Raw genomic sequence first — 24,855 nt, forward strand, 5'->3', positions numbered from 1 at the left:
GCCCCTCAGAATGAGGAGTTAGATCGTTCATGACGCAGTAGGGCTACCTGCGATAATCGCCATGGTAGTTGTCGCCGCCGCGGCCGCCGCCCATTCCCATGCCGAGGCCGATGCCAACACCGATGCCGATGCCTTGCATGATGGCGCTGGGGGGCGGGCCCGGGGGCGGAGCGCGCTCGACGACCACCTCGTCCGGTGGAGGCCGGCGTTTGGGCGGCGTGTCGACGACCTTCCGCTTGGGCGGAGTGTCGTCGACCTTTCTCTTCGGCGGCGTGTCGTCGACGCGCTTCTTGATGATCGGCGCGACCGTCGGGTTGATCGGCGTTGCCGGTGTCGACGGCGTCGAGCACGGGCAGGTCGGCGCCATCGCGACAGCGACCGGCGTCGCGACCGCCGCGGCCACGCCGTAATTGCGGTTCTGCACGCGCAACAACATCCTGCGCGCGGTTGCTGCAAGGTCGCTGCTGCCCCAGTTCGTGAGATAAGTCTCGTACGAGGCGCGGGTGTTGATCGCGACCGCTTGCTCCCACGCCAGCATCTGGCGCCGGCGTTCCAGGATCGTGCGCAGGCGCGGGGTGTAAGAGGCTTGCGCGTACAGCTCGACATAGGCCTGATACGCAGGCACGGTGTCGTCGGCGATCACGAGATCATAGGCGACCTTGGGCTCCTTGCCGCGAAGCTCCTGACGCCAGTCCTCGACGGTGCGGCTCGCGCTGGCCAGCGCCGGCGAACCCGCGCCGGGAGCGGAAGGCTGCTGGGCGCTGCTGTCGCCGAAGAACTTGAAGTCGGCTGTCAGCGACGAGCTTTCCCACGGGATCTGCCGGCCGTCGGTCGACTGGGCGACGGCGACGCGGATGCGCTTGAAGACTTCCTCGATCGCCAGGTTCGGCTGCTTGGCAATCGTCAGCGCCGCCGTGGTGTAGGGGCTGTCGATGCCGGAGCCGTCCTCGGCTTCCGCGCCGGGCGAGGTCGAGTAGGAAATGAACGAGCCGGGCGCGCCGGCCTTGGTGTCGACGATCGCAAGCCCGTGGCCTGCGCCGCTGAGCGCCGGGAAGGGATTGTTGCGGCAGGCATCGAGCATGAAGATGCGCGCGCGCGTCGGCAGTGCGCCGAGCGTGTTGAGCAGGTCGTTCAGCCGCACGCCCTGCAAGGGAATGTCGGCCTCGCGCTTCGGATCGAGGTCGACCGGCACCAGATAGTTCTCGCCGTCGATCTGCAAGCCGTGGCCGGCATAAAACACCAGCGCTACGGTGTCGGCGCCGCTGGCGCTGACCTTGCCGGCAAAATCGCTGATCGCCTGGCGCATCTCGTTCTGCGCCAGATTGGGTGCGGTGGTGACGCTAAAGCCGGCGTTGCCGAGCAGTTCCGTCATGCCCTTGGCGTCGTTGGCGGCGTTGGGCAATTCGGGCACTGCGCGATAGGCGGACTGGCCGATCACGAGCGCGAGCCGCGTTTCGGCGGAGGCATCTGTCAGTGTGAGGAGTTGCGAAAGAACGAGAAGGCTGGATGCAAGAAGCAAATTACAAAGGGCCGGACGGCGCATGGTGTCACCTCCATCGGCAGTGCGCGCGAGGTGACACCTCTTCTAACCGTGGGCCATGACGGAGTCTGTGCGCTAGCTCACGTTGGCATCTGCGGCAAATTGGGTCTCCTGCCGGGGGTGCCCCTTGTGTCAGAACAGGCCACGATCCCAGGGCGGCTCCGGCGAAAAGCGCGCCGCCAGGAAATCGATGAAGGCGCGGACCTTTGCCGGCGGCCGCCGATCCGGCAGATAGACCGCATGCACCGCCGACGACTGCATCTCCGGCTGGTCGAGCGGAAGCGCCACCAGCGTCCCGGCGCGCAGATCATCGGCGACGATGAAGGTCGGCTGCCGCGCGAGGCCCAGGCCGGCGAGGCTCGCCGCGCGCAGCGCATCGCCATTGTTGGCGCGCAGGTTGCCGCTGACCTGGACGCGGATCTCGCCATCCGCGCCGAACAGCCATTCCGCGGCGCTCGCCTGCTGCGATAGCGTATAGCCAAGGCAGTTGTGGGCGGCGAGGTCGGCGACCGTGCGCGGAGTTCCGTGTTTGGCGAGATAGGACGGCGCGGCGCAGACCACGAGGCGGTTCGGTGCCAGCCGCCGCGCCACCATGCTGGAGTTGCGCAGGCGCCCGATCCGGATCGCGAGGTCCCAGCCTTCCTCGGCAAGATCGACCAGCCGGTCGTTGAGGCCGAGCTCGGTCGTGACCTTCGGATAGCGCTCGGCAAAATCCGAGAGTAGCGGCGCGATCTGCCGGGTGCCGAACACCACCGGCACGTTGACGCGGAGCAGCCCGCGCGGCTCGACCCGTTCGGCTGCGACCGCGGCGTCGGCGGTCTCCATGTCGGCCAGGATGCGCTCGGAGGATTCGAGATAGCTGCGCCCGGCCTCGGTGATCGACAGCCGGCGCGTGGTGCGATGGAACAGCTTGATGCCGAGGCGGCCTTCAAGCGAGGCAACGTGCTTTGTGACCATGGTCTGCGACAGGCCCATTGCGCGCGCGGCGCCGGACAGGCTGCCGACCGCCGCCACCTTGGCGAAGACTTCAAGGCTGGTGAGGCGGTCGAGCAATGATCTCACTCTCTAGGTGTGAACTATTGTTCCAAAATAGCAGATTATCACCGAATTTAGAATAGATCATAAGGTCGGCAATCAAAGGAGACCATGATGATCGATTCCCGTACCGCGCCCTATGCGGCGCTGGTGTTGCGCGTGACGCTGGGTGCGCTGTTTCTCGCCCATGCCAGCTTGAAGTTTTTCGTCTTTACCCCGGCCGGAACCGCAAAGTTCTTCGGCAGCCTCGGCTTTCCGCCCGAGCTCGCCTATCTCGTGATGACGGTCGAGGTGCTGAGCGGCGTCGCCCTGATCCTGGGGGTGTGGACCCGCTACGCCGCGCTCGCCGGCATTCCGATCCTGCTCGGCGCCATCTTCACCGTGCACGGCGCGGCCGGCTTCTTCTTCACCAATCCGAAGGGCGGCTGGGAATTCCCCGCCTTCTGGGCCATTGCGCTGCTTGCGCAGGCCCTGCTCGGCGACGGCGCCTATGCGCTGCGCCCCTCGCGCCAGGACGGTGCGGTCGGCGAGTTGAGCGGCGCACATTCGCGCTGACGTCCTTCGCAAGGACCGATCGCAAGAACTGATTGAGAAACAAGGCTGCGGGATCATGGTCCCGCAGCCTTGTCGCGTTTCGCTGCGCGATCAGGCGAGAGCCGGGTGCAATCAATATGAGTTCTGCATCGATCCATACCTGAATTGGATCGATCGGCTTCGGGCCCAGCCGAACACCACACCATCCATCGCGCGGCTTGCTGCAAACAGCTGCAAACATAGGCCGATCGCGCGTCCTCGCCGAAACATCCGTGCCTGCCGCCCTCCGGGTCGCCACGTGCCGCTACCCTTGCCTGTCTTGTCGCTTTGGCCCTACAGTCGATGAAACGGCTGCGGCAACGACTGCGGCACAAATAAAAAACGCTTGGGGAGAGAGCACAATGACGTCAGTGCCAGTGAGCCGTCGCGCGTTCATCAAATCCTCGACGGCGATAACCGCCGGCCTCGCATTCTCTCCCGCCATCATCGGCCGCGCCGAAGCCGCGACATTGAAGCTGAAATGCTCCTCGTCGCTGCCGAACGATCCCAAATATGCCAACGGCCGCGTCTACTACGACAATCTGGTCAAGCAGCTGAAGGCCAACGGCCTCGGTGAGCAGGTCGAGGTCGCGTTCTTCCCCGACAACCAGCTCGGCCAGGAAATCGACGTCATCAATTCGGTGAAGCTCGGCGTCATCGACCTGATGGTGTCGGGCTCGTCGATCTCGGCCAACCTGGTGCCGCTCGTCGGCACCTTCGACCTCGGCTATCTCTTTGCGAGCTTCCCGCAGCAGACCAAGGCGTTCGATGCCGGCGCCGCCAAGCCGATCGAGGAGGCGCTGCTCAAGGGCGCCAACATCCGCATCATCGCCTGGGCCTACAATTTCGGCTCGCGCAGCGTGCTAGCGAAGAAACCGGTGAAGACGCCCGAGGACCTCGCGGGTCTGAAGATCAGGACGCTGCCAAATCCCGTCATCACGGAATGCCTGCGGTTGATGGGCGCGGCGGCAACGCCGCTGGCGTTCGGCGAGATCTACACGGCGCTGCAGGCGGGCGTGCTCGACGGGCTCGAGCACGATCCACCGACCATCCTGGCCAGCAAGTTCTTCGAAACGGCAAAGTTCTACGGATTGACGCAGCACAATTTCTCGCCGCTTGCGATCTACTTCAGCGACATGACCTACAACCGCATGGATCCGAAGCTGCGCGACGGCTTTCTCGATGCTGCGAAGAAGGCCGCGGCCGACACGCGCACGCACGGCCTTGCGGTCGAGAAGGAGGCGCTGACGGCGCTGACCGAGAAGGGCGTGACGGTGGCCGAATGCGACCGCGAGGCCTTCAGGAAGCGCGTCATGCCGCAGACCGATAACTTCATCAAGGCGCGGCCTGAATCCAAGCCCGTCATCGACATGATCCGCGCGACCCAGGCCTAAGGATGACGATGACAGCCGCCGCGTCCCTCTCAGGCGGCCGCCGCGGGAGCATCGCTCTTTTGCTGCGCCTGAGCGATGGGATCGCGGCCATCCTGCTGGCCGCCGACCTCCTGGTGGTCTGCGTCTCGGTGCTGCTGCGCTTCCTCTTCAACGCGCCGGTCGAATGGTCCGACGACGTCGCGCGCGGTCTGATGGTCGGATCGGCCTTCTTCGGTGCGGCGAGCGCGCTCGCGCGCGGCGAGAATGTCGGCGTGTCCTTCTTCCGCGACATGCTGGCTCCGCGGTTGCGGGCGCTGGTCGATGCCGCGAGCGCGCTCTTGATCGTGCTGATCTCGGCCTACGTCGCCTACAATGCGATCAAGCTGGGGACGCTGACCGCAGGCCAGACTACCGGCTCCGGGCTGCCGCTGGAGCTGACGTTCTATCCAATGGGCGTCGGCGCGCTGTTCATGACGGTGTTCGCGATCGATCAGCTCTGCGCAAGGCCGCTTCCCGACATCGCCAAGGGTCTCGTTGCAATCGCCGTGGTGACCGGCCTCTATCTCGCCTGGGACGCGCTGCTGCCCGCGTCGGTGCCCGCATCTGGCACGCTGATGCTGATCGGCTTCTTCGTCACGCTGTTCGGCGGCCTGCCGATCGGATTTGCGCTGGCGCTGGCGGCGTTGATCTTCATCTGGGTGGAGGGCGCGCTGCCCGGCGTCATCTTTGCCCAGCAGATGGCGCGCGGCATCGACAATTTCGTGCTGCTCGCGATCCCCTTCTTCATCCTGGTCGGCTACCTCATGGAAGCCAACGGCATGTCGGTGCGGCTGATCGAGCTGTTACAGCGCGCAGTCGGCCGCATGCGCGGCGGCCTCAATGTCGTGATGGTCACCTCGATGGTGCTGTTCTCCGGCATCTCCGGTTCCAAGATGGCCGATGTCGCCGCCGTCGGCTCGGTGCTGATCCCGGCGGCGCGCCGCTCGCGACAGAATCCAGGCAGCGCCGTGGCGCTGCTTGCGGCCTCGGCGGTGATGGCCGAGACTATTCCGCCCTGCATCAACCTGATCATCCTCGGCTTCGTCGCGAACCTCTCGATCGGCGGCCTGTTCATCGCGGGCCTGTTGCCGGCAGCACTGATGGCGCTGGTGCTGATCGCGGTCTCCATCATCTTCGGCAAGCGCCCGGATTCGGCTGAGGAGGCCGAGCCGCAAGTCCCGGTGTCCGGCCTGTGGAGCGGTGCGATCGCATCCTTCGGCCTGATCTTCATGATCTTCACCGGCTTCAAGACCGGCTTTGCCACCGCGACCGAGATCTCCGCTTTCGCGGCAGCCTATGCCATTCTGGTCGGCAGCCTCGTATTCCGCGAGCTCACGTTGAAAGCCGCCGCGCATAGTTTCGTGCAGGCGGCAACGCGCGCCGGGCTCGTGCTGTTCATCGTCGCGGCCGCGCAGTCGCTCGCCTTCACGCTGACCTTGCAGCAGGTCCCGCACGCGGTCGGTGACTTCATGCTGGGCCTGTCGAAGACCTCAGGCGTCTGGCTGTTCATGCTGCTCGCGATTCTCGTCCTGATCGTGATGGGCTCGGTGCTGGAGGGCGCCGCCGCGCTGATCATCTTCGGGCCGCTGCTCTTGCCGGTCGCGGTCCAACTCGGTATCGATCCCCTGCATTTCGGCGTGGTGCTTGTCATCGCGATGGGCATCGGCCTGTTCGCGCCGCCGCTCGGGCTCGGCCTTTACGGCGCCTGCCTGATCGGTAACGTGCCGATCGAGCGGACGGTGAAGCCGATCATGGGATATCTCGGGCTGTTGATGCTCTGCCTGCTCGTGATCGCCTTCGTGCCGCCGATCTCGACGGCGCTGCCGCGGGCGTTCGGCTACTAGAGGAGTGTTCATTCGTGAAGGTGTTGCTGGCCCATACGCCGGAGATGCGCAGGAATTACTATGGCGAGCGCAGCCTGAAAGGCTTGCAGGCGCTGGCCGAGGTGATCCTGCACGAAGGCGACGCGCCGCTCGATGCCGCCGGCCTCGTCCGTGCCGCCGAGAATGCCGAGATCATCGTCGCCGACCGCATGACCGAGGGCCGTGGCGAGATCTTTTCGCAATTGCCGCGTCTCTCCGCCTTCGTCCGCTGCGCCGTCGACATCCGCAACGTCAATGTCGAGGCCGCCTCGCAAAGCGGCGTGCTGGTGACGCGCGCCGGTCCCGGCTTCGTGCAGGCAGTGACCGAGCTCGCGCTCGGCTTCATGGTGGATCTGTCGCGCGGCGTGTCGCGAGCCACGGCGGACTATCAGGCCGGCCGCAAGGCAGAGGCGCGGATGGGCCGGCAGCTCGGCGGCAGCAAGCTCGGCATCATCGGCTTTGGCAGCATCGGGCGCTATCTCGCCGAGATCGCAAAGGTGCTGCGCATGGAGGTGCTGGTCGCCGATCCCTTCGTGACGATCGACGATGGCGCGATCAGGCACGTGGCGCTCGACGAGCTCCTGGCGGCATCCGACTATGTCGTCTGCCTCGCCATCGCCAACGAGCAGACGGAGAATCTGATCGGCGCAGCAGCGCTGGCGCGCATGCAACGGCATGCCGTCTTCATCAACCTCTCGCGCGGCAATCTTGTCGACGAGGCGGCGCTTGCGGCCGCACTGCGCGAGAGGCGCATCGCCGGCGCCGCGATGGATGTCGGCCGCGCGCCGGACCAGATGCCGTCGCCGGAGCTCGCGCGGCTGCCCAACGTCATCGCCACGCCGCATGTCGGCGGCCTGACGCCGCAGGCGATCGAATATCAGTCGCTGGAAACCGTGCGCCAAGTGGAGGCGATCATCAAGGGCGAGGTCCCGCCGGGCGCGGTGAATGCCGAACGTTGGACGCGCCGTCCCTGAAATGCGCTAGAGCATGATCCGGAAAAGTGCGAAGCGGTTTTCCCTCGCGACCAACGCGGAATGCGTTTGCGCGGAGATCATGCTCAATGTTCGACCCGGTACAGGCGCCATCGCTCCGGCACGCCTTTGAGTTGGTGAACGCCGCGATCCTTGAAGCGGATCCCGGACTGCGACATCAGATCCTTGACCGCGCTCGAGACCAGGACCTCGCCGGCACGCGCTTTCGCGGCGACACGCGCGCCGATGTGAAACGCGAGACCGACCACCTCCGCCCCGCTCACCTTGTATTCGCCCGCATGCAGCCCCACCCTGATGTCGAGCCCCAGCGTGCGCACGGCCTCGCAGATCGCGGTCGCGCAACGGACCCCGGCAGTTGGCGCCTTGAACGTCGCGAGTAATCCGTCCCCCGTCGTCACGACTTCCTTTCCGCGCAAGGTCTTCAGCTCTCTGCGGACCGCAGCGTAATAGTGATTCATCACCTGCGTCCAACGCGTGTCGCCGAGCCGCGCGGCTTTTTCGGTGGAGCGGACGATATCGACAAAGAGGATCGTGGCGAGCGCCTGCTTGAGCCCGGCGTCACGCTCGGCGGTTCGACGCCGGTTCGCGATGTTTCCGGTCAGCGGTTCATAGCGATGGCTGCGTCGCCGCGCGATCGCTGCCTTTGCATAGTCCTTGGCGCGCTGTACCGAGCCGCAACGAATAGTCTTGTCCTGCGGTAGACGCGTCCAGTAGACCTTTCGCCCATCTCCGACGCCATGGACTTCCACGGCGCCCCACTTCAGAAAAACCGTCGAGCCGACCCGTCGAACGCACCATGCCTTTGACGTGTATCCGGAAACGTTCGACTGATGGAGTCCGATGCGAAGGAATTTGGGCATGAACGTGCGGCCAATCGAAAGATCGTTTGGGCGTACCTAGGGTGAAGCGTAGTCGTACATTCCTGCGTTGGCAACAGGACTCCCAATCTCCGATTGGGGAGAGAAGTTCTGCTCAGCCCCAAAAGCCAAGGCCCACGCATTTGTGAGTACACTCCGCCTACGGCCGGTCGATCGGCTTGAACGATCCGTCCTTCTGGATCATCGTCAGGAACACCTTTGGTGGCGTGTCGATCATCCGCACGCCGACGGTGACGCTGCTGCCGCTGATCTCGAAGCGGCCGACGTCGTTGATGACGCGCAACAGCCCGGCGCGGGTTGGGTTCGGTCCGGCCTTCTCCAGCGCGGCAGCCGCAAGGCGGGCGGAGATATAGCCTTCGAGCGACACGAAGTCCGGTGTCAGCGTCGGGTCGAACGCGTTCTGCGCCGCCTGGTAGTCGGCAACGAGCTTCAGCGATGCGTCCCAGGGAAACGGCACGACCTGCGAGACGATGACGCCTTCGCCCTCGGGCCCAAGCTCCTTGGCGAGCGCATTGGCGCCGACGAAGGAGATATTGACGAAGGTCGGATTGAGACCGCTGCGGTGCACGAGCTTGATGAACTCCGCGCACGGCCCGTAGGTCCCGACCATCACGATCGCTTCCGGCTCGGCGCGCTTGAGCATCCGCCAGGCCGAGGCGACGGCCCTGGTGTTGCGCTCAAAAGTGCCTTCGGCGGCAAGCTCGAGGCCGCGCTTGGCGAGCGCGCGTTTCACGCCCAGGAGACCGTCGCGCCCGAAGGCATCGTCCTGGTAGAAGATGCCGATGCGGCTGAACTTGCGATCCTCGGTGAGATGCTTGATCCAGGCCTCGGCCTCCGCGCCGTAGGAGGCGCGGATGTTGACGACGTTGCCGAGCTCCAGATCGCGCAGGAATTCCGCGCCGCTGAACGGGCCGATGAAAGGAATGTTCCGGAGGCTGGTGATCGGGATGGTCGCCATCGCGGTCGGCGTGCCCACCGCCCCGATCAGTGCGAACACCTTGTCCTCGTCGATCAGCCGCAGGGTCTGCGCCACCGATCGGTCGGGATCATAGCCGTCGTCGCGGCTGATCAGTTGCAGCTTGCGGCCATGGACGCCGCCCTGGGCGTTGATCTCGGCGAAGGCGGCGACGATGCCTTGCCGCATGCGCTGGCCGAGTGCGGAGGAGGGCCCTTCGAGTGCCGCAGCCTGGCCGAACAGGATCGCGTCGGGGCTGACGCCGGCCTCGTCGCTTCCGGCGGCCGGTGCACCGAATGCGGCCAGCACGATGGCCAGAACGATGCATGTCGCGGAACGGACTCGTGTCATGACAACGCTGATACGGGATTTGCGGGAATTACGGGAAAACGATAGTTCCGCCGTCTGAACAGCTTGCTAACCGCAACGCCGATCGCGCCCCGTAGTACTCCGGTGAATCCGCGCAGATTGTTTCCATGATGCGGCGACTTGCAGGGGAACCGTTAACTAAGCCTCGCGGTCATGCCCGGTGCTGCAGTGAAATTGTGCACTTCTTAACCGAGCCCCATGTCCGATCGTCCTGGCGGCTCAACCAGAAGTTCGATCCGTCACGCCAGAGGGACGGCTGAGAGAGATGGGCGATCGCGATCAGAATGATCAGGATCGGAAGCGTATGATCGGGCGATGGCGTCCTCTGCCGCTGTTCCGGCTCTATCGTCCTGCGCTCGTTGCAGCAAGCCTCGGCGTATTGTTCTCGGTGGTGGGCGCGGCCGCGGTCGCGCGCTGGGAGGACCGCGTCAACAGGGTCGAGTTCGAGAGCACGGCCGAAACCGAAGCCATCGTCATGCAGAACGGCATGAACGAATATATCAGTCGGCTCGTGGCGCTGCGCACCCTGTTCGAATCGACCAACGAGGACGTCACCCGCAGCGAGTTCGAGACGTTCGCCGGCCGGCTGTTCGAGCGTCACCCCGGCATGCTCCGCGTCGCCTGGCTGCCGCGGGTCAACCGCAAGGAGCGCGCCGAGTATGAGGCCGCCGCGGCCGCGGACGGCGTGTCCGGCTATCGCATCAAGTCGCTTCAGGGCGACGGCTTTGCGACCGCGCCGCAGGAGGACGAGTATTTCCCGGTGTTTTATTCCACGCAGCCGAAGACCTCGCCCGTCTACGGCATGGACTACGCGACCATTCCGGATCGCTATGCCGCGATCGAGCGCGCGCGCGACGGTGACCGGATCGCGGCGCTCCGCACGCGGCTCTACGAGCCGCGGGAAGGCGACCAGTTGCCCAACGTCCTTGTCGTCGTTCCCGTCTACGCCAAGGGCACCTCGCGCGACACGGTTGCCGATCGCCGACGAAACCAGGCGGGCGTCATCGTCGCCGCGTTCGATCTGCCGCTGCTGCTGCGCGCCATCCGCACCACGACGGCGGCAAGTCCCGCCATCAGCGTCAATGTCTATCCGCCGTTCACGGGGCAGATTGTCAGCCTGGAGCAGTCGCTGCCGGATTTCTCGTCCTCGGCGACCGCGCCGCAATCGATGGCCGACGTGTCAAAGGGCGTGCACTGGTCGGGCAACTTGCGGATCGGCGACACCGATTGGCAGGTGCGTGCCTTGCCGACCGCCGGCGGTCCGCTGGAAACCGCCTATGACCGCGCACTCACCGTGCTGGTCGTCGGCATGCTCCTGACGATGTCGCTGGCAAGCTATCTCGTGCTCGCGAGCCGCAATTCGCGGCGGCTGTCGCTCGCCAACCGCCGGGTGCTGGAGCTCGCCCAGACCGACATCCTGACCGGCCTGCCGAACCGCGCGTTCTTCCTCGCGCGGCTGGACGAGATCAACCGGCAGATGCGCGAGGACGGGCTGACCTTCTCGATCCTGATGCTCGATCTCGACCGCTTCAAGAACGTCAACGACTCGCTCGGCCATGGCGCCGGTGACCTCCTGCTGCGCCAGGTCGCGCAGCGCCTCAAGTCCGCGCTGCGCCAGAGCGACGTGCTGGCGCGGCTCGGCGGCGACGAGTTCGCCATCATCCAGGAAGGTTGCGACGATCAGCGGGTATGCTCGGCCGAGCTCGCGGGCCGGATCGCCAAGCTCGTCACCGAGCCGTTCCTCCTGCCGGGTCATCGCGTGGAGATCGGCACCAGCATCGGCATTGCGATCGCGCCGGAACACGGCAGCAACCAGGAACAGCTCCTGAGGAAGGCCGACCTCGCGCTCTACCGGTCGAAGGCTGCGGGGCGTAACTGCTTCACCATCTATGACGAGGCGATGTCGGCGGAGCTCGAGGCGCGCAACATGCTCGAGGGCGACCTGCGCGACGCCATCGCCCGCTGCCAGTTCGAGCTGCACTACCAGCCCTTCGTCGACGTCGCGAGCGGCCAGCGCTGCGGCTTCGAGGCGCTGGTGCGATGGCGTCATCCGACGCGCGGGCTGATCCCGCCGGACCAGTTCATTCCGCTCGCGGAAGAGACCGGCTTGATCGTGGCGCTCGGTGAATGGGTGCTGCGGCGCGCCTGCGAGGACGCGGCGTCATGGCCTTCGGACGCGCGGGTCGCCGTGAACCTGTCGCCGGTGCAGTTCAAGGAAGCCGAGCTGTTCGACGTGATCTGCGCGGCGCTGGGGGATTCCGGCCTGCCGCCCGAGCGCCTCGAGATCGAGATCACCGAGTCCGTTCTTCTGGAGCGCGGCATCGAGAACCACGCCTTCATGGAGCGGCTCAAGAGCATCGGCATCGAGCTCGCGCTCGACGATTTCGGCACCGGCTATTCGTCGCTGAGCTACCTGACGGCGTTTCCGTTCGACAAGATCAAGATCGACAAGTCCTTCATCAGCAATCTCAGCCATCGGCCGCACAGCTCGGCCATCATCTCCTCGATCGTGACGCTGGCGCGCGGGCTGGACATGTCGGTGACCGCCGAGGGCGTCGAGACCAGCGAACAGTTCGAGCGGCTGAAGGGGCTCGGCGTGAACTTTGCGCAAGGCTATCTCCTGGGACGGCCGCAACCGATCGAACGGATCGCGCCGGAGCCGCCCGTCGCGGGCTCGCGCCTGGACGCCGCCTGAGACCCATCGCCGCGCAGGGCGCAAGCGTGGCTCCGGCATGCGCGAAAAGCGCTTGACCCGGACATCCCCCGATGATCGGAAAGATCGTCCAGGGATGAAACCAACACAATGCGGCTTCCGTTCTTCTATGGCTGGGTCGTGGTCGCGGTGACCTTCGTCACCATGGCCATCGGGGTCAATGCGCGCACCGCGTTCTCGTTGTTCTATCCGCCGATCCTCTCCGAGTTCGGCTGGGAGCGCGGCGTCACCGCGGGCGCCTTCTCGTTCGGCTTCGTGGCCTCCAGCGTAGCCAGCCCGCTGATCGGCCGGCTTATGGACAATGCCGGGCCGCGCGCGGTGATGGAGGTCGGCGTCGCGCTGATGGCGGGCGGACTCTTGCTGGCGCCGCTCACCAGCCAGCCCTGGCATCTCTATGTCACCATCGGCGTCATGGTCGGCGCCGGCAGCGTCTGCCTCGGCTATTCCGGCCAGTCGTTGTTCCTGCCGAACTGGTTCATCCGCAAGCGCGGCTTCGCCATCGGCATTGCCTTTGCCGGCGTCGGCATCGGCTCGGTGACGCTGCTGCCCTGGGTGCAGCACGTGATCGAGCAGACCGGCTGGCGTACCGCCTGCACGATGATGGGACTCTTGACCCTGATCGCGCTGGCGCCGATCAACCTGCTGTTGCGCAAGCGTCCCGAGGATCTCGGTCTCCAGCCCGATGGTGACGCCGTGCCCTCGGCGAGCGCGGCAAAACCGGTTTCCAACATCGTCGATCCCGTCTGGGCCGGCATCGAATGGACGCTGAAGCGTGCGTTGCGCACGGCGCGGTTCTGGTGGATCGCGTTCGGTTATTTCTGCGGCCTGTACATCTGGTACGCGGTGCAGGTGCATCAGACCAAATTCCTGCTCGACATCGGCTTCAGCCCTGGCGTCGCCGTGTGGGCACTCGGCGTCGTCAGTCTGCTCGGCATTCCGGGCCAGATCCTGCTCGGCCATGTCTCGGATCGGATCGGACGGGAATGGGTCTGGGCGGCAAGCTGCGCGGGCTTTGCGATCTGCTTTGCGGCGCTGATCGCGCTGCGATACCAGCCGTCGCTGTGGCTCGTCTATGTCATGGTGTTCACGCAAGGCGCGCTCGGCTACGGGCTGACCTCGATCATGGGCGCGGTGGTGTTCGAGATCTTCCAGGGCAAGCACCAGGGCAGCATCTTCGGCATGATCATGCTCGCTGCGCTCGCGGGTGGGGCGGCGGGTCCCTGGGTGACCGGCTTCCTCTATGATCTCACAGGCAACTACACGCTCGCCTTTGCCATCGCGGTGGTCGTCAGCGGATTGTCTGCGCTGTCGATCTGGCAGGCCGGACCCCGCAAGGTGAGGGCGGTTGCCGGCCGGCTGCATAAGCTGCAGCCCGGAACCGGCGCCGGATAGGTCCGCTTCCCTTCGCAATTCCGCAGCTCGTCTTCGCCGAATCTTAAGCATGTCTGATCTTGGCAAGCCCACGTCAGGTTGAGCCAACCTCTTGGACACCATCGGACCGCTAGGCTCGCGGCCCTTGTCGCACCTGGTTGCGACGCGCCTGGTGTCCAACGATGTCCGTCAACGATTGCCCTGCGATCAAAACTCCGGAAGTCCTGCTGGCTGCGCTGGAGCTGGCCGAGGACGGTGTCGTCATCGTCGATGCAGGCCGCAGGATCATGCATTTCAACGCAGCCGCGGAGCGGCTCTGGAAGCTCCCGCGCGCGGACGCGCTCGGACGCGATGCCGGCATTCTCGCGCTCAAGTGCTTGGCTGACCCGGTCGTGGATGTCCGCGACGAGATCAGCCTCGTGCGGTGCGACGGCTCACGGCTCAGGGCGGCGATATCGCTTTCGACCATCACTGCCGACGGCGCAACCTATCACGCCGTCTACGTTCGCGACGTCACCGAGGAGGCCGAACGCCGCGTGCGGATCGGGTTGCTCAACGCGGTGTCCGACCAGACCAATCGCGCGGTGATCATCACCGATACCGAGCTGAAGATCCGCTACACCAACGCGGCCTTCGCCACCGTGTTCGGCTATGCCTCCGATGAAGCCGAGGGGCGGCCCGTGAGCGAGCTCCTGGCCGGCCGCCACACCGACCGCAGGGCGCTTGCAAGGCTCGGCAAACGGCTGATGGCGGGTGGCCGCGGCGGCGAAGCCGAGGTGATGCTTTACAGCAAGGACGGCGAGGAGATCTGGGTCGTCGCCAGGATCGACGCCTTCCGCGATCGCAAGGGCCGGGTCAAGCACATCTTTGCCCTGCTCGAGGACGTTACCGAAACCAAGCAGCTGCGATCGCTCCAGCAATTGATCACGGTCGCGCTGGCCGACGAAGTGCCGATCACCGAGATTGCCGACCGGCTGTGCCGGCGCGTCGAGGAGATCGCGCCCGACGTGGTTTGCTCGCTGCTTCATGTCGATGCCGCCGGCTTCGTGCATCCGCTCGGTGGTCCCAGCCTTCCCGACGTGTACTCGCGCGCGCTGGACGGTGTCGCGATCGGACCCGAGGTCGGCTCCTGCGGCACGGCCGCGTACTACGGCAAGCCGGTTCTGGCGGTTGACATCGACAGGGATCCGCGCTGGCAGCCCTACAAGGCGATGCCGCTGTCGATTGGCTTGCGCGCGTGCTGGTCGACCCCGGTCAAGGCCAAGGACGGACGGGTCATCGCCACCTTCGCCTTCTACTATCGCGAGCCTCGCGCGCCGAGCCGTTGGCATCGGCGCATCGTCGATGCCTGCGTCAATCTCGGCGCGCTCGCGATCGAGCGCAAGGAAGCGCGCGCGGAGATCGCGCGGCTTGCCTATCACGACATTCTCACGGGCCTGCCGAACCGCGTGCAACTGCGCCACCTGATCACGGCCGCGATCGACGAATGTCGCCCCGGCAGCCACGTTGCGCTGGCGTTTCTCGATCTCGATCATTTCAAGGACGTCAACGACACGCTCGGCCACGCTGCGGGCGACGAGTTGCTGGTCGAGCTGGCGCATCGCCTGCGCGCGCAGATCGAGCCCAGCGACATGCTCGGCCGGCTCGGCGGCGACGAGTTCGTCGTCCTGCTGCCGAACCGCGATGCCGAAGGTGCCGCGCGCGTCGCGAGCCGGATCACCGAGGCGCTGGCCGAGCCGCTGCGGCTCGGCGCGCGGCAGATGCAGATGTCCGCCAGCATCGGCATCAGCATCTATCCGGATCACGCCACCGACATCGACACGCTGATGCAGCAGGCCGATGCCGCCATGTACAAGGCCAAGCAGGCGGGACGCTCCACCCATCGCTTCTTCAGCGCCGATATGAACGGGCTCGCCGAGCAGCGGCTCGTCCTCACTGCGGCGCTGCGCCGTGCCATTGCCGAGGACCAGCTCAGTCTGCGCTACCAGCCGCAGATTCGCACCGCCGACGGCGCCATCCATGGCGTAGAGGCGCTGGCGCGCTGGCACGATGCTGACCTCGGAGACGTTTCGCCGGCCAAATTCATTCCGCTCGCCGAGGAATGCGGCTTGATCGAGCAGATCGGGCTGTGGTCGATCCGCGAGGCCTGCCGCCAGATGGCGAGCTGGCGTCGCGCCGGGCTCGACATCCCCAGCGTGTCGGTCAACCTCTCGCCGATCAATTTCCGCAATGTCCTGCTGGCCAAGCATGTGGGACACGTCCTCGCCGCGCACGATCTGCCGGCGGACGCTTTGATGCTCGAGATCACCGAGGGCGCGTTCATGCAGGAGCGGGCGGTTGCACTCGAGACGATGAAGGCGATCCGCGCGCTCGGTGTCGGGCTTTCGCTGGACGATTTCGGCACCGGCTATTCCAGCCTGAGCCGGCTCGCGCACTTGCCGATCCGCGAGCTGAAGATCGACCGCAGCTTCATGCGGGACATCGAAGCTGATGCCGGTGCGCTCGCGATCGCGACCGCGGTCGTGCGCGTCGGCCAGGGCCTCGGCATGACCGTGGTTGCCGAAGGCGTCGAGACCGAGGCGCAGCGCAAGGTGCTGGCCGAGCTCGGCTGCGACGTCGTGCAGGGCTTTCTCTACGCGCCGGCGCTGACGCCTGTCGCGTTCGAGCGCTGGCTGCTCGACCATGGCGCCGCGAGGGCGAAGGCGATGCGCGACCATCTCGATCGCACGCCCGCCGATGCCGTCCCGGTGAAGCGCTCGGCCGCGCATTCAGCCTGAGACAAGTCCCATCGCGCGACGGAGATCGCCGATGGCGCGCCAGAAGTTGTCAGCCGGTGTGGTGTCCGGATCGATCAGCCGGTGCAGGCGAAAACCGTCCTCCAGCGCCAGCACCACGGCGGCGGCCCAGGACGGGTCCTGTATCCTGTTCGGGCCGCCGAGTTGTGCGCCCTGCAGGATATCGGCGACCAGCTTGCGCCGTGCGCGCAGGCGCTTGGCAAGCTCGGGCCTGCGCTTTTCGGCGCGCGCCACGTAGAGGATCATCTCCATATGCAGGAGCGGCGCGCGGCCGAGCGGGTCGCGGCGGCTGCGCTCCATCGCCTTCAGCGCCGCGATGAAATCGTCGAGGTCAGTATGCTCGGCGAGCAGGTCGAGATTGCGCCGGATCGACTGCTCGACGTGGTCCTCGAGCATGGCGATGATCAGCTCGTCCTTGCTGGCGAAGTTCGAATAGAACGCGCCGCGCGTGAAGCCGGCGGCGGCCGCGATCGCCTCGATGCTGGCGCCGCCGATGCCCTGGTCCTCGAACACGCGCGCGGCCGCCTCGAACAGCTTGTCGCGCGTGTCGTCGCGGGTCGGCCTGGTTCTCACTCTTGACATCCCTGCATTTTAGTTCAGGATGCAACTCAATACAATAATGTATCGAATTGTAGATTTCAGGGATGGTCACGCCGCGCATTTCGGGCGCACCGGCGTGTTCGATGTCATGCGGCGAATGATTTGAGGTCTCCATGAACGAGCATGCGCAGCAGCCGGCGGCAAGCGACCCGCTGTTCGATCCGCTGGCCCCCGACTTCATCAGGGATCCCTATCCCCACTACGAGCGGCTGCGCACGCTCGATCCGATGCATGTCACCCCGTTCGGTTCCTTCCTGGCGAGCCGGCATGCCGAGGTGAGCCTCGTGATGCGCGACAAGCGCTTCGGCAAGGATTTCGTCGAGCGTAGCAAGCGCCGCTACGGTCCCAAGATCATGGAGGAGCCGGTCTTCCGCAGCATGAGCCACTGGATGCTGCAGTCGGATCCGCCCGACCACACCCGCCTACGCGGTCTGGTCGTGAAAGCTTTCACCGCACGCCGGGTCGAGGACATGCGGCCGCGTATCCAGGAGATCGTCGACCAGACGCTCGACGCGGTGATCGATCGCGGGCAGATGGACCTGATCGAGGATTTTGCCTTCCGCCTGCCGGTCACGATCATCTGCGACATGCTTGGCATCCCCGAGGATCATCGCGAGGTCTTCTACAAGGGCTCGCGCGATGGCGGGCGGCTTCTGGATCCCGTGCCGCTATCTCCGGAAGAGATCCGCCAAGGCAACGCCGGCAACCTGATGGCCCAGATGTACTTCCAGCAGCTCTTCGAGCTGCGCCGCCGCAATCCGGGCGAGGACCTCACCACCAAGCTGGTGCAGGCCGAGGAGGACGGGCACAAGCTCACCAATGAGGAATTGACCGCCAACATCATCCTGCTGTTCGGCGCCGGCCACGAGACCACCGTCAACCTCATCGGCAACGGCTTGTTGGCCCTGCACCGCAATCCGGACCAGCTCGCGCTGCTCAAGGCCCGGCCGGAGCTGATCACCAACGCGATCGAGGAGTTCTTGCGCTACGATTCCTCGGTGCAGATGACCGGGCGCGTCACGCTGGAGGATATCGACGATCTCGGCGGCAAGCGGATCCCCAAGGGCGAGACCGTGCTGTGCCTTCTGGGCTCGGCCAACCGCGATCCGGCCGTCTATCCCGACCGGCCCGACCGCCTCGACATCGCCCGAGAGAACGTCAAGCCGCTGTCGTTCGGTGGCGGCATCCATTTCTGCCTGGGCGCCCAATTGGCGCGCATCGAGGCCGAGATCGCCATCAACACCCTGCTCAAGCGGCTGCCCGACTTGCGGATCGACGACGTCGAGAACCCCGAATGGCGGCCGACCTTCGTCCTGCGCGGCCTGAAGCGGCTGCCGGCGAGCTGGTAGCGTTAACCTCCGCGCGCAACAGTCGCTGTGACTTCGCCATACTTGGCCCTATATAAGGGGGAGTTCCGGCGCGGCTTAGGCTTCGATTTGGCTTGGGTTTGGCCCGGGTGCCGGTTTGGCCGAGGGGAGACCCGTGCAGACGACGCTGCTCGGATTAGCGATTGCCTTCATCATTGCGCTGCTGGCCGCGCTGATCGGGCCTTACTTCATCGACTGGAACCAGTTCCGGCCCCAGTTCGAGGCGGAGGCGACCCGGATCATCGGTGTCCCGGTGCGGGTCGCGGGCCAGCTCGATGCCCGGCTGCTGCCGGCGCCGACGCTGCGTCTGCGCTCGGTCACCTTCGGCGGCAACAACGACCTCGGTAAGCTCCGCGCCGACAAACTCGACGTCGAGTTCAGCCTCTCCTCGCTGATGCGCGGCGAATGGCGCGCCACCGAGCTCACGGTCAACGGCATGGCGGCCGACCTCGGCCTCGATGCCAGGGGCCGGGTCGACCTGCCGTCCACGGCCAGCGGCAGCTTCAATCTCGCCTCGCTCGCGATCGAGCGGCTGAACCTCACCGGCCGCATCGCGCTTCATGATGCCGCCAGCCGCACCACGCTGGAGCTCAGCGACATCGCGTTCGCCGGCGACGTCCGCTCGCTCGCCGGCTCGGTGCGGGGTGACGGCAACGTCACCGTCTCCGGCACGCGCTATCCGTTCCGCGTCTCCTCCGGCCCGAGCCCCGACGGCACCGCCACCCGTCTCCACATCAATATCGATCCCGGCGAGCGCGCGATCCTGGCCGATCTCGAAGGCGTGCTCGCCTTCGATGGCCGGCTGCCGAAATTCGACGGCGCGCTCACGCTCGCCGTGCCTCCTCCACCCAAGGAAACCTCAAAGGACCGGCCGGCAGCCCCTGCGCCGACGCCGTGGAAGCTCACCACGAAGCTCAAGGCGGATCCGTCGCTTGCGAAGTTCGACCAGATCGAGGCGAGCTTTGGCCCCGAAGACACTGCGCTCAAGGTCGCCGGCGTCGGCGATCTCAAATTCGGCGCCGCGCCCCTGCTGCGCGCGAATCTGTCGGCCCGGCAGCTCGATGCCGACAAGCTTGCGGCCAAGGACAACACCGAGCCGCTGCGCATCCTGCCGGCGCTGCGCGCGGGGCTTGCCGCCATTCCGCAGGCGCCGGTCCCGGCGCAGATATCATTCAGCTCCGAGCAGATCATGCTCGGCGGCCGGCCGCTGCAAAACATCGCCGCGGAGTTGCAGACCGACGGCAGGTCCTGGACCTTCCAGCGGCTCGATCTGCGCGCGCCGGGCATGACCGAGGTTTCGCTGAACGGCGCGGCCCCGGGATCCGACAGTTTTAGTGGCCGGCTCAGCGTCGAATCCAGCGATCCCGATACGCTGGTGGCCTGGCTTCAGGGCCGCAGCGAGATCAACCGCCGCAGCACCAAACCGCTCCGCCTGAGCGGCGACGTGACGGTCGCTGCCAATCACCTGGCGATCGAGAAGCTGAAGGCCGAGATCGAGGGTGGCGCGGTCGAGGGCCATATCACCTTCGCGCAGACCGCCGCGAACAAAGGCTCGCGGTTCGATGCGGAGCTGAAGGCCGACCGGCTCGATCTCGATGCGGCCGCAAACTTCGTGCGCGGTCTCGCCGGGCCGCAAGGCGAATGGCCGGACGAGGCAAAACTGTCGCTCGACGTCGGCCGCGCGACCTCGGCCGGGCAGGAGCTGCGGCCGTTCGCCGCCAAATTCGGTTACAGCCCGACCACGCTGTCGCTGGAGCAGTTGCAGTTCGGCCAGGCGAGCGGGGTGACGACGCAAGCGAACGGCAGCTTTGATCGCGCGCATGCGACCGGCAAGCTGTCGCTGACGTCGGCGGCCCTTTCCCTGTCTCAGCTAACGGCCCTGATCAACCCGATCGCGCCGGCGCTCGGCGCACGCTTCGATCGCCTCGAGGCGCGGCCCGGTCCGACGCGCCTCAAGCTCGATCTGAGCCTGGACAAGAACGCCGAGCATGCCGATCGCACCAATGCGCGCGCCGCGCTGGATCTCGATGCGCCGCAGTTGAAGGGAACGGCGACGCTGTCGGCGCAAGTCTTGGCGGCGGCGATCAACGGCCTCGATCTCGACAAGCTGCGCAATAGCGACTTCACGCTGGAGTCAAAACTCTCCGCGCCGCAGGCGGGTTCGCTCTTGGCGCTGTTCGGCCTCGACCGCGTGGTCGCGGCAGGCGAGGGGGCTTCGCAAGCGGAAAGCAAGGTGAGCGGCGCCTGGGGCCGGCCGCTTCAGCTCAACGCGAAAATTGCGGGTGGTGGACTGGACGCAGACGCGCAGGGCAGCTTCGAATTGTCCTCGCCCGATCCGAAGGCCAGCGTGAACTTGCGCGTGCGCAACGCCAACCTCGCGCCGCTGCTCGGGATCGGCGCCGGCGAGAAGCCGGTGCAAACCGTCAACCTGTCCTCGCGCCTGACCTTGTCCGGCAACAGGCTGACCTTCGATGATCTCGACAGCACCGCCGCGGGATCGCACCTGCGCGGGCGTCTTGCGATGACGCTGGACCCGGAGAAGAGCATCGACGGTGAGGTTGGACTCGATACGCTCGATCTCGTTCCGGCGCTCGGCGTCGCCATCGGAACGGCCGGGCGCGACGCAGAGCAGCCGCTCACGGCGGGGCTCCTGGGCGGCTGGCGCGGCCGCATCGTCTTCCAGGCCCTGCGCGGCGGATTGCCTGGCGGCGTCGAGATCCGGCCCTTCAGCGGCATCATCCGCAATGACGGTCAGTCGCTGGCATTGGATTCACTGAAGGGCGGCATCGGCGGCGGTGAGATGACTGCAAGCATAGATGCGCGCGACAGTGCCAACGGCCTGTCGCTGAACGCACGCATCCAGCTTGCCAATGTCGATGCGACAGTGCTGCGCTATCGCAATCTCGCCGTCCCCAAGGGCCGCGCCTCGGTGCAGATGACGCTGTCGGCCCAGGGCCGCAGCATTGCGGCGCTGACCGGCGCGCTCGCCGGCAACGGCACCGTGACGCTGGAGCAGGCCGAGCTCACCGGGCTCGATCCGCGCGCCTTCGAGCTCGCGATCCGGGCCAGCGATGGCGGCCAGGTCGCTGACGACACCAGGCTCCGGCAGCTCGTCGAGCCGGCGCTGTCGGCAGGCCCCCTGGCGATCGGCTCGGCGCAGATCCCGTTCACGATCCGCGACGGCCGCCTGCGCGTCGGGGCGACCACGCTGGAAGCAAAGAACGCCCGCGCCATCGTCTCCGGCGGCTATGACATTCCCGCCGACCAGGCCGACATCCGCGCCAGCCTGACGCCGATCATGACCGGCCTGTCCGGCGCGCCTCCGGAAATCCAGCTCTTTGCGGCCGGCCCGCCCGACAAGCTGAACCTTTCCGTCGACCTCACGCCGCTGTCCTCGTGGCTGGCGGTACGGACCATCGACCGCGAGACGCGGCGCCTCGATGCCATCGAGCGCGGCGAGCCGCCGCCGGCGACCGCCGCATTGCCGCGACTGGTGTCCCCGGACGCCGCGCCCGAACTGCCGGCGCCGGTCGACGTGCCGATGCCCGGCCGTGATCCCCGCCGCGCCCAGCCCAAGGCTAAGGTCGAGCCCAAGGTCGCGCCGACGCCGCGGCCGCCGCTGGCCGCACCGGCTTCACCAAGTCCCTCGGTCTCAAATCCTTCGATCTCCGGCCCGCCGATCGCAAGCCAGCAGGTGGCGCCGCTTCCGCCGCCGATCGAGGTCAGGCCTGCGCCTGGTCCCCCACCGGCGAGGCCCAAGCCGAAACCGCCGCTGGTGCTGGTGCCGCAGTCCAATCCGTAAAGCTCGCACGGCCGGTGCGGCAGCGAGACCCTGCGTGGGCGTAAAGCCATTCGCGCAACTTTTAGCGAATTTTGCTCGGAAAAACTGATCTGCCGATTTTACCGGATTCTCGCGTTTGACGGCTAGTTTGGTCCGGAAGAGGAATTCGGCGTCCTGCCAAGTGGACAGGACGGCCCGCCAAGAATTGGGGACATGCGCCATGAACGAAGCGAAATCGCTTCTGCAGGATCTGGATGACGCGATCGCGCGCGGCACCGACGAAAGCCGTGCACGTGCGTTGTGGCACGCGACCGACCTGTTGATCACCGGTCGCTACCGCGACGACGAGATCAGCATGTTCGGCGAGGTGATCGGGAAGCTCGCTGACGAGATCGAGGTCGCGGCGCGGGCGCAGCTCTCGGAGCTGATGGTCGCCTGCGACCATGCTCCGCTCAACGTGCTGCATCAGCTCGCCTTCGACGACGAGATCGCGGTCGCCGGCCCCGTGCTGCGCGAGTCCGACCGGCTCGACGACAAGATGCTTGTCGAGAACGCCCTGACCAAGGGACAAGACCACCTGCTCGCGATCTCGCAGCGCAAGTCGATCGGCGAAGCCGTGACCGACGTGCTGGTCAAGCGCGGCAACCAGGAGGTCGTGACCTCGGTGGCGAAGAACGAGGGCGCGCGCTTCTCGGGCTCGAGCCTGTTACACATGGTCCGGCGCGCCGACGGCGATTCGATCCTCGCCGAGCAGCTTGGCCTGCGCAAGGACGTGCCCCGGCACGTCTTCCAGCAGCTCATCGCGAAAGCGTCGGAGGACGTCCGCCGCCGGCTCGAGAGCGAGCGGCCGGAGATGATGTCGCAGATCCAGAGCTCGGTGACCGACGTCACCGGCGACCTCCAGTCGAAGTTCGGACCGTCATCGCGCACCTATTTCGTCGCCAAGCGCGTCGTGACGACGCAGCACCGCCAGGGCAACCTCAACCAGGATTCGATCTCCAACTACGCGCGCCAGCACCGTTTCGACGAGGTGCAGATCGGCCTGTCGCTGCTCTCGGCGCTGCCGGTCGACGTGATCGAGCGCGCGCTGATGGACCGCAATCGCGAGATGCTGCTGGTGCTGTGCAAGGCGCTGGATTTCTCGTGGGATACGACGATGTCGCTCCTGTTCCTCGGCGCCAAGGATCATCTGATCACCGCGCGCGAGCTCAAGGACAATGAGCGCGACTTCGGCCGGCTCAAGATCGAGACCTCACGCAGCGTCCTGAAGTTCTACCAGTCGCGCAAGAACGGCACTGCTGCCGATCCCGCTGCCGGCCGTCAGGCCGAGCTGCACATGCACTGAGCGCCATCGGGAAATCGAGAGGGGAGTATTTGCCATGTTGCCTCAATTCGGCACCGCAGCCCGCAAGAAGCCCAACAAGCCGCTCAACGCCGATCTCGGCGGCGCGAAACCGGACAAGGCCTCGGTCGACGCGGCCTGGCTCGTGCTCGAGGCCGCCAACGATCTCGGCGACCACGCCGCGGTGGAAGCCTGCCGCCGCGTGATCGACGCCGACCTCAACGGCACCGCCGCCGGCCGCCCGGACCTCGACCTCGTGCTGGATTATTTCAGGTAGGCCGCGCAGGGTCCGCGGGGAGGTTGGCGCGTGCCTGACTGGATCCTCGCACCTATCTGCCTCATCGTTCTTGTCGGGTTTATCGGTTTTGCTTTCAGACAAGGACTAAGGGTGAAGCCTGACAGCGAAAATCGTGACAACTGGGATCGATACGGCGGCCCGCCCGACAATCATCCAGGAAGTCACCACTGAAGGCCACCAGCTAGTCCTTGACGATCGCCGGCGCGATCAACAATAGCTCGCCAGTCTTCACCCATTGCGCAAGAACGCTGCCGAAGCCCAGGACAGTGCCAGGCCAGCAGCGAGATTGATCGCGGCTAACCCGGCGCATAGGAAAGGGCGAGAAGCACGAGACCCAGGATGGCAAATCCGACTACGCCATAGGCGATCGTCCATGCCCGGCTGTCAGGCGCGATCTTGATCCCGAACCACGGCAGCACGCGCCTGACGACCGTCGTCGAGATCGCCTTGAGCAGGGCACATCCGACGGCCATGCCAACAATCGCGAACCAGGGCGCATCGACGAGAACGAACGGCACCAGCCACTTGGGCGCCGCGTCCTTCCAGTGTGTGAACAGGATCGATACGCCGCTGCCCCAGACGAAGGCATTCACGAACGTTTCGCCGAGCGAGCCGGGAACGAGCCGTATCCCGATCTTGCGTAACGCCCACTCCGTCATCCCGTCGTTGGTGAAGAAGATGAACAGGCCGAGATCGAGGGGAAACCGCGTCCGCAACACGCCCGCGATGAGGCCGAAGAACAGCACATGAAAAATGAACGACACCAAGTATTCGACGGCACCTCGTTCAGAGCCGGATGATTGTGCCGATGCTCTGGAGGAGCCGGCCGCCGGGACGCGGGAGGGCGGTGGCGCCGGCGGCGTCCATTCGCGTGGCTTCTTGCGTGGCTCCATTGACTTAACCCCCTGCGACGGATGGACATCCCGGCATGCCGTTGCCTGGACGGCCACGTCGTGCGCCGTAGCCGGGATT

At 66.0% G+C, this 24,855-nt stretch carries 17 protein-coding genes; 11 read left to right on the top strand and 6 right to left on the bottom strand.

Features of this window, described 5'->3' with window-relative positions:
- Positions 1-43 precede the first annotated feature (43 nt).
- Positions 44-1,543, bottom strand: a complete 1,500-nt coding sequence (locus QQL28_RS14660; protein ID WP_284266334.1) for a caspase family protein — start codon at positions 1,541-1,543, stop codon at positions 44-46.
- 129 nt (positions 1,544-1,672) lie between these two features.
- Complete coding sequence (locus QQL28_RS14665; RefSeq protein ID WP_284266336.1) at positions 1,673-2,593, bottom strand: LysR family transcriptional regulator; 921 nt, start codon at positions 2,591-2,593, stop codon at positions 1,673-1,675.
- A gap of 96 nt (positions 2,594-2,689) precedes the next feature.
- On the opposite strand from QQL28_RS14665, the gene QQL28_RS14670 reads away from it, so the two are divergent.
- From QQL28_RS14670 to QQL28_RS14685, 4 genes are all read left to right on the top strand, one after another.
- Entirely contained in the window at positions 2,690-3,130 is a 441-nt protein-coding gene (locus tag QQL28_RS14670) for a DoxX family protein (RefSeq protein ID WP_284266338.1), read from the top strand.
- 380 nt (positions 3,131-3,510) lie between these two features.
- Entirely contained in the window at positions 3,511-4,542 is a 1,032-nt protein-coding gene (locus QQL28_RS14675; RefSeq protein WP_284266340.1) for a TRAP transporter substrate-binding protein, read from the top strand.
- A gap of 8 nt (positions 4,543-4,550) precedes the next feature.
- On the top strand, positions 4,551-6,404 hold the full coding sequence (locus QQL28_RS14680) for a TRAP transporter large permease (protein ID WP_284266343.1): 1,854 nt from the start codon (positions 4,551-4,553) through the stop codon (positions 6,402-6,404).
- A 14-nt stretch (positions 6,405-6,418) separates the two neighbouring features.
- On the top strand, positions 6,419-7,396 hold the full coding sequence (locus QQL28_RS14685; RefSeq protein ID WP_284266345.1) for a hydroxyacid dehydrogenase: 978 nt from the start codon (positions 6,419-6,421) through the stop codon (positions 7,394-7,396).
- Positions 7,397-7,479: 83 nt separating this feature from the next.
- Here QQL28_RS14685 and QQL28_RS14690 read toward each other — a convergent pair whose 3' ends face one another.
- On the bottom strand, positions 7,480-8,274 hold the full coding sequence (locus tag QQL28_RS14690; protein ID WP_284266347.1) for an adenylate/guanylate cyclase domain-containing protein: 795 nt from the start codon (positions 8,272-8,274) through the stop codon (positions 7,480-7,482).
- Positions 8,275-8,431: 157 nt separating this feature from the next.
- Entirely contained in the window at positions 8,432-9,598 is a 1,167-nt protein-coding gene (locus tag QQL28_RS14695; protein WP_284266349.1) for an ABC transporter substrate-binding protein, read from the bottom strand.
- Positions 9,599-9,920: 322 nt separating this feature from the next.
- On the opposite strand from QQL28_RS14695, the gene QQL28_RS14700 reads away from it, so the two are divergent.
- From QQL28_RS14700 to QQL28_RS14710, 3 genes are all read left to right on the top strand, one after another.
- The gene (locus QQL28_RS14700; protein WP_284266351.1) at positions 9,921-12,311 is read left to right on the top strand and encodes a bifunctional diguanylate cyclase/phosphodiesterase; all 2,391 of its coding nucleotides are present in this window, start codon (positions 9,921-9,923) and stop codon (positions 12,309-12,311) included.
- 108 nt (positions 12,312-12,419) lie between these two features.
- Positions 12,420-13,721, top strand: a complete 1,302-nt coding sequence (locus QQL28_RS14705) for an MFS transporter (protein WP_284266353.1) — start codon at positions 12,420-12,422, stop codon at positions 13,719-13,721.
- Positions 13,722-13,882: 161 nt separating this feature from the next.
- The gene (locus QQL28_RS14710; protein WP_284266354.1) at positions 13,883-16,477 is read left to right on the top strand and encodes an EAL domain-containing protein; all 2,595 of its coding nucleotides are present in this window, start codon (positions 13,883-13,885) and stop codon (positions 16,475-16,477) included.
- Here the strand turns inward: QQL28_RS14710 and QQL28_RS14715 are convergent.
- Entirely contained in the window at positions 16,469-17,077 is a 609-nt protein-coding gene (locus QQL28_RS14715) for a TetR/AcrR family transcriptional regulator (RefSeq protein WP_284266356.1), read from the bottom strand. The genes QQL28_RS14710 and QQL28_RS14715 overlap by 9 nt on opposite strands.
- A gap of 131 nt (positions 17,078-17,208) precedes the next feature.
- Between QQL28_RS14715 and QQL28_RS14720 the strand changes: the two genes are divergently transcribed.
- The 4 genes from QQL28_RS14720 to QQL28_RS14735 all read left to right on the top strand — a co-directional run bounded on the left by QQL28_RS14720 (position 17,209) and on the right by QQL28_RS14735 (position 23,862).
- Positions 17,209-18,444 (top strand): cytochrome P450, encoded by a 1,236-nt coding sequence (locus QQL28_RS14720; protein WP_284266358.1) that lies wholly within the window; start codon positions 17,209-17,211, stop codon positions 18,442-18,444.
- 133 nt (positions 18,445-18,577) lie between these two features.
- Positions 18,578-22,264, top strand: coding sequence for an AsmA family protein (locus tag QQL28_RS14725; RefSeq protein WP_284266361.1), 3,687 nt, complete (start codon positions 18,578-18,580; stop codon positions 22,262-22,264).
- A 199-nt stretch (positions 22,265-22,463) separates the two neighbouring features.
- Positions 22,464-23,588, top strand: coding sequence for a DUF2336 domain-containing protein (locus QQL28_RS14730; protein WP_284266363.1), 1,125 nt, complete (start codon positions 22,464-22,466; stop codon positions 23,586-23,588).
- Between the two features lie 34 nt (positions 23,589-23,622).
- Positions 23,623-23,862: a hypothetical protein gene (locus QQL28_RS14735; RefSeq protein WP_284266365.1), complete on the top strand. Its 240-nt coding sequence runs from the start codon at positions 23,623-23,625 to the stop codon at positions 23,860-23,862.
- A 317-nt stretch (positions 23,863-24,179) separates the two neighbouring features.
- Here the strand turns inward: QQL28_RS14735 and QQL28_RS14740 are convergent, their stop codons facing one another.
- Positions 24,180-24,647, bottom strand: a complete 468-nt coding sequence (locus QQL28_RS14740; protein ID WP_284266367.1) for a hypothetical protein — start codon at positions 24,645-24,647, stop codon at positions 24,180-24,182.
- Positions 24,648-24,855: the final 208 nt, after the last annotated feature.

It is taken from the genome of Bradyrhizobium iriomotense (assembly GCF_030160715.1).
In the GTDB taxonomy this organism is placed as follows: Bacteria; Pseudomonadota; Alphaproteobacteria; order Rhizobiales; family Xanthobacteraceae; genus Bradyrhizobium; species Bradyrhizobium iriomotense.

What these genes read in the sequence shown, in the direction of transcription:
- QQL28_RS14690 (WP_284266347.1), bottom strand. Translation starts at nt 8,274, where the DNA reads ATGCCCAAATTCCTTCGCATCGGACTCCATCAGTCGAACGTTTCCGGA.
- QQL28_RS14660 (WP_284266334.1), bottom strand. Translation starts at nt 1,543, where the DNA reads ATGCGCCGTCCGGCCCTTTGTAATTTGCTTCTTGCATCCAGCCTTCTC.
- QQL28_RS14700 (WP_284266351.1), top strand. Translation starts at nt 9,921, where the DNA reads ATGATCGGGCGATGGCGTCCTCTGCCGCTGTTCCGGCTCTATCGTCCT.
- QQL28_RS14670 (WP_284266338.1), top strand. Translation starts at nt 2,690, where the DNA reads ATGATCGATTCCCGTACCGCGCCCTATGCGGCGCTGGTGTTGCGCGTG.
- QQL28_RS14720 (WP_284266358.1), top strand. Translation starts at nt 17,209, where the DNA reads ATGAACGAGCATGCGCAGCAGCCGGCGGCAAGCGACCCGCTGTTCGAT.
- QQL28_RS14705 (WP_284266353.1), top strand. Translation starts at nt 12,420, where the DNA reads ATGCGGCTTCCGTTCTTCTATGGCTGGGTCGTGGTCGCGGTGACCTTC.
- QQL28_RS14735 (WP_284266365.1), top strand. Translation starts at nt 23,623, where the DNA reads ATGTTGCCTCAATTCGGCACCGCAGCCCGCAAGAAGCCCAACAAGCCG.
- QQL28_RS14680 (WP_284266343.1), top strand. Translation starts at nt 4,551, where the DNA reads ATGACAGCCGCCGCGTCCCTCTCAGGCGGCCGCCGCGGGAGCATCGCT.
- QQL28_RS14695 (WP_284266349.1), bottom strand. Translation starts at nt 9,598, where the DNA reads ATGACACGAGTCCGTTCCGCGACATGCATCGTTCTGGCCATCGTGCTG.
- QQL28_RS14715 (WP_284266356.1), bottom strand. Translation starts at nt 17,077, where the DNA reads ATGTCAAGAGTGAGAACCAGGCCGACCCGCGACGACACGCGCGACAAG.
- QQL28_RS14730 (WP_284266363.1), top strand. Translation starts at nt 22,464, where the DNA reads ATGAACGAAGCGAAATCGCTTCTGCAGGATCTGGATGACGCGATCGCG.
- QQL28_RS14710 (WP_284266354.1), top strand. Translation starts at nt 13,883, where the DNA reads ATGTCCGTCAACGATTGCCCTGCGATCAAAACTCCGGAAGTCCTGCTG.
- QQL28_RS14675 (WP_284266340.1), top strand. Translation starts at nt 3,511, where the DNA reads ATGACGTCAGTGCCAGTGAGCCGTCGCGCGTTCATCAAATCCTCGACG.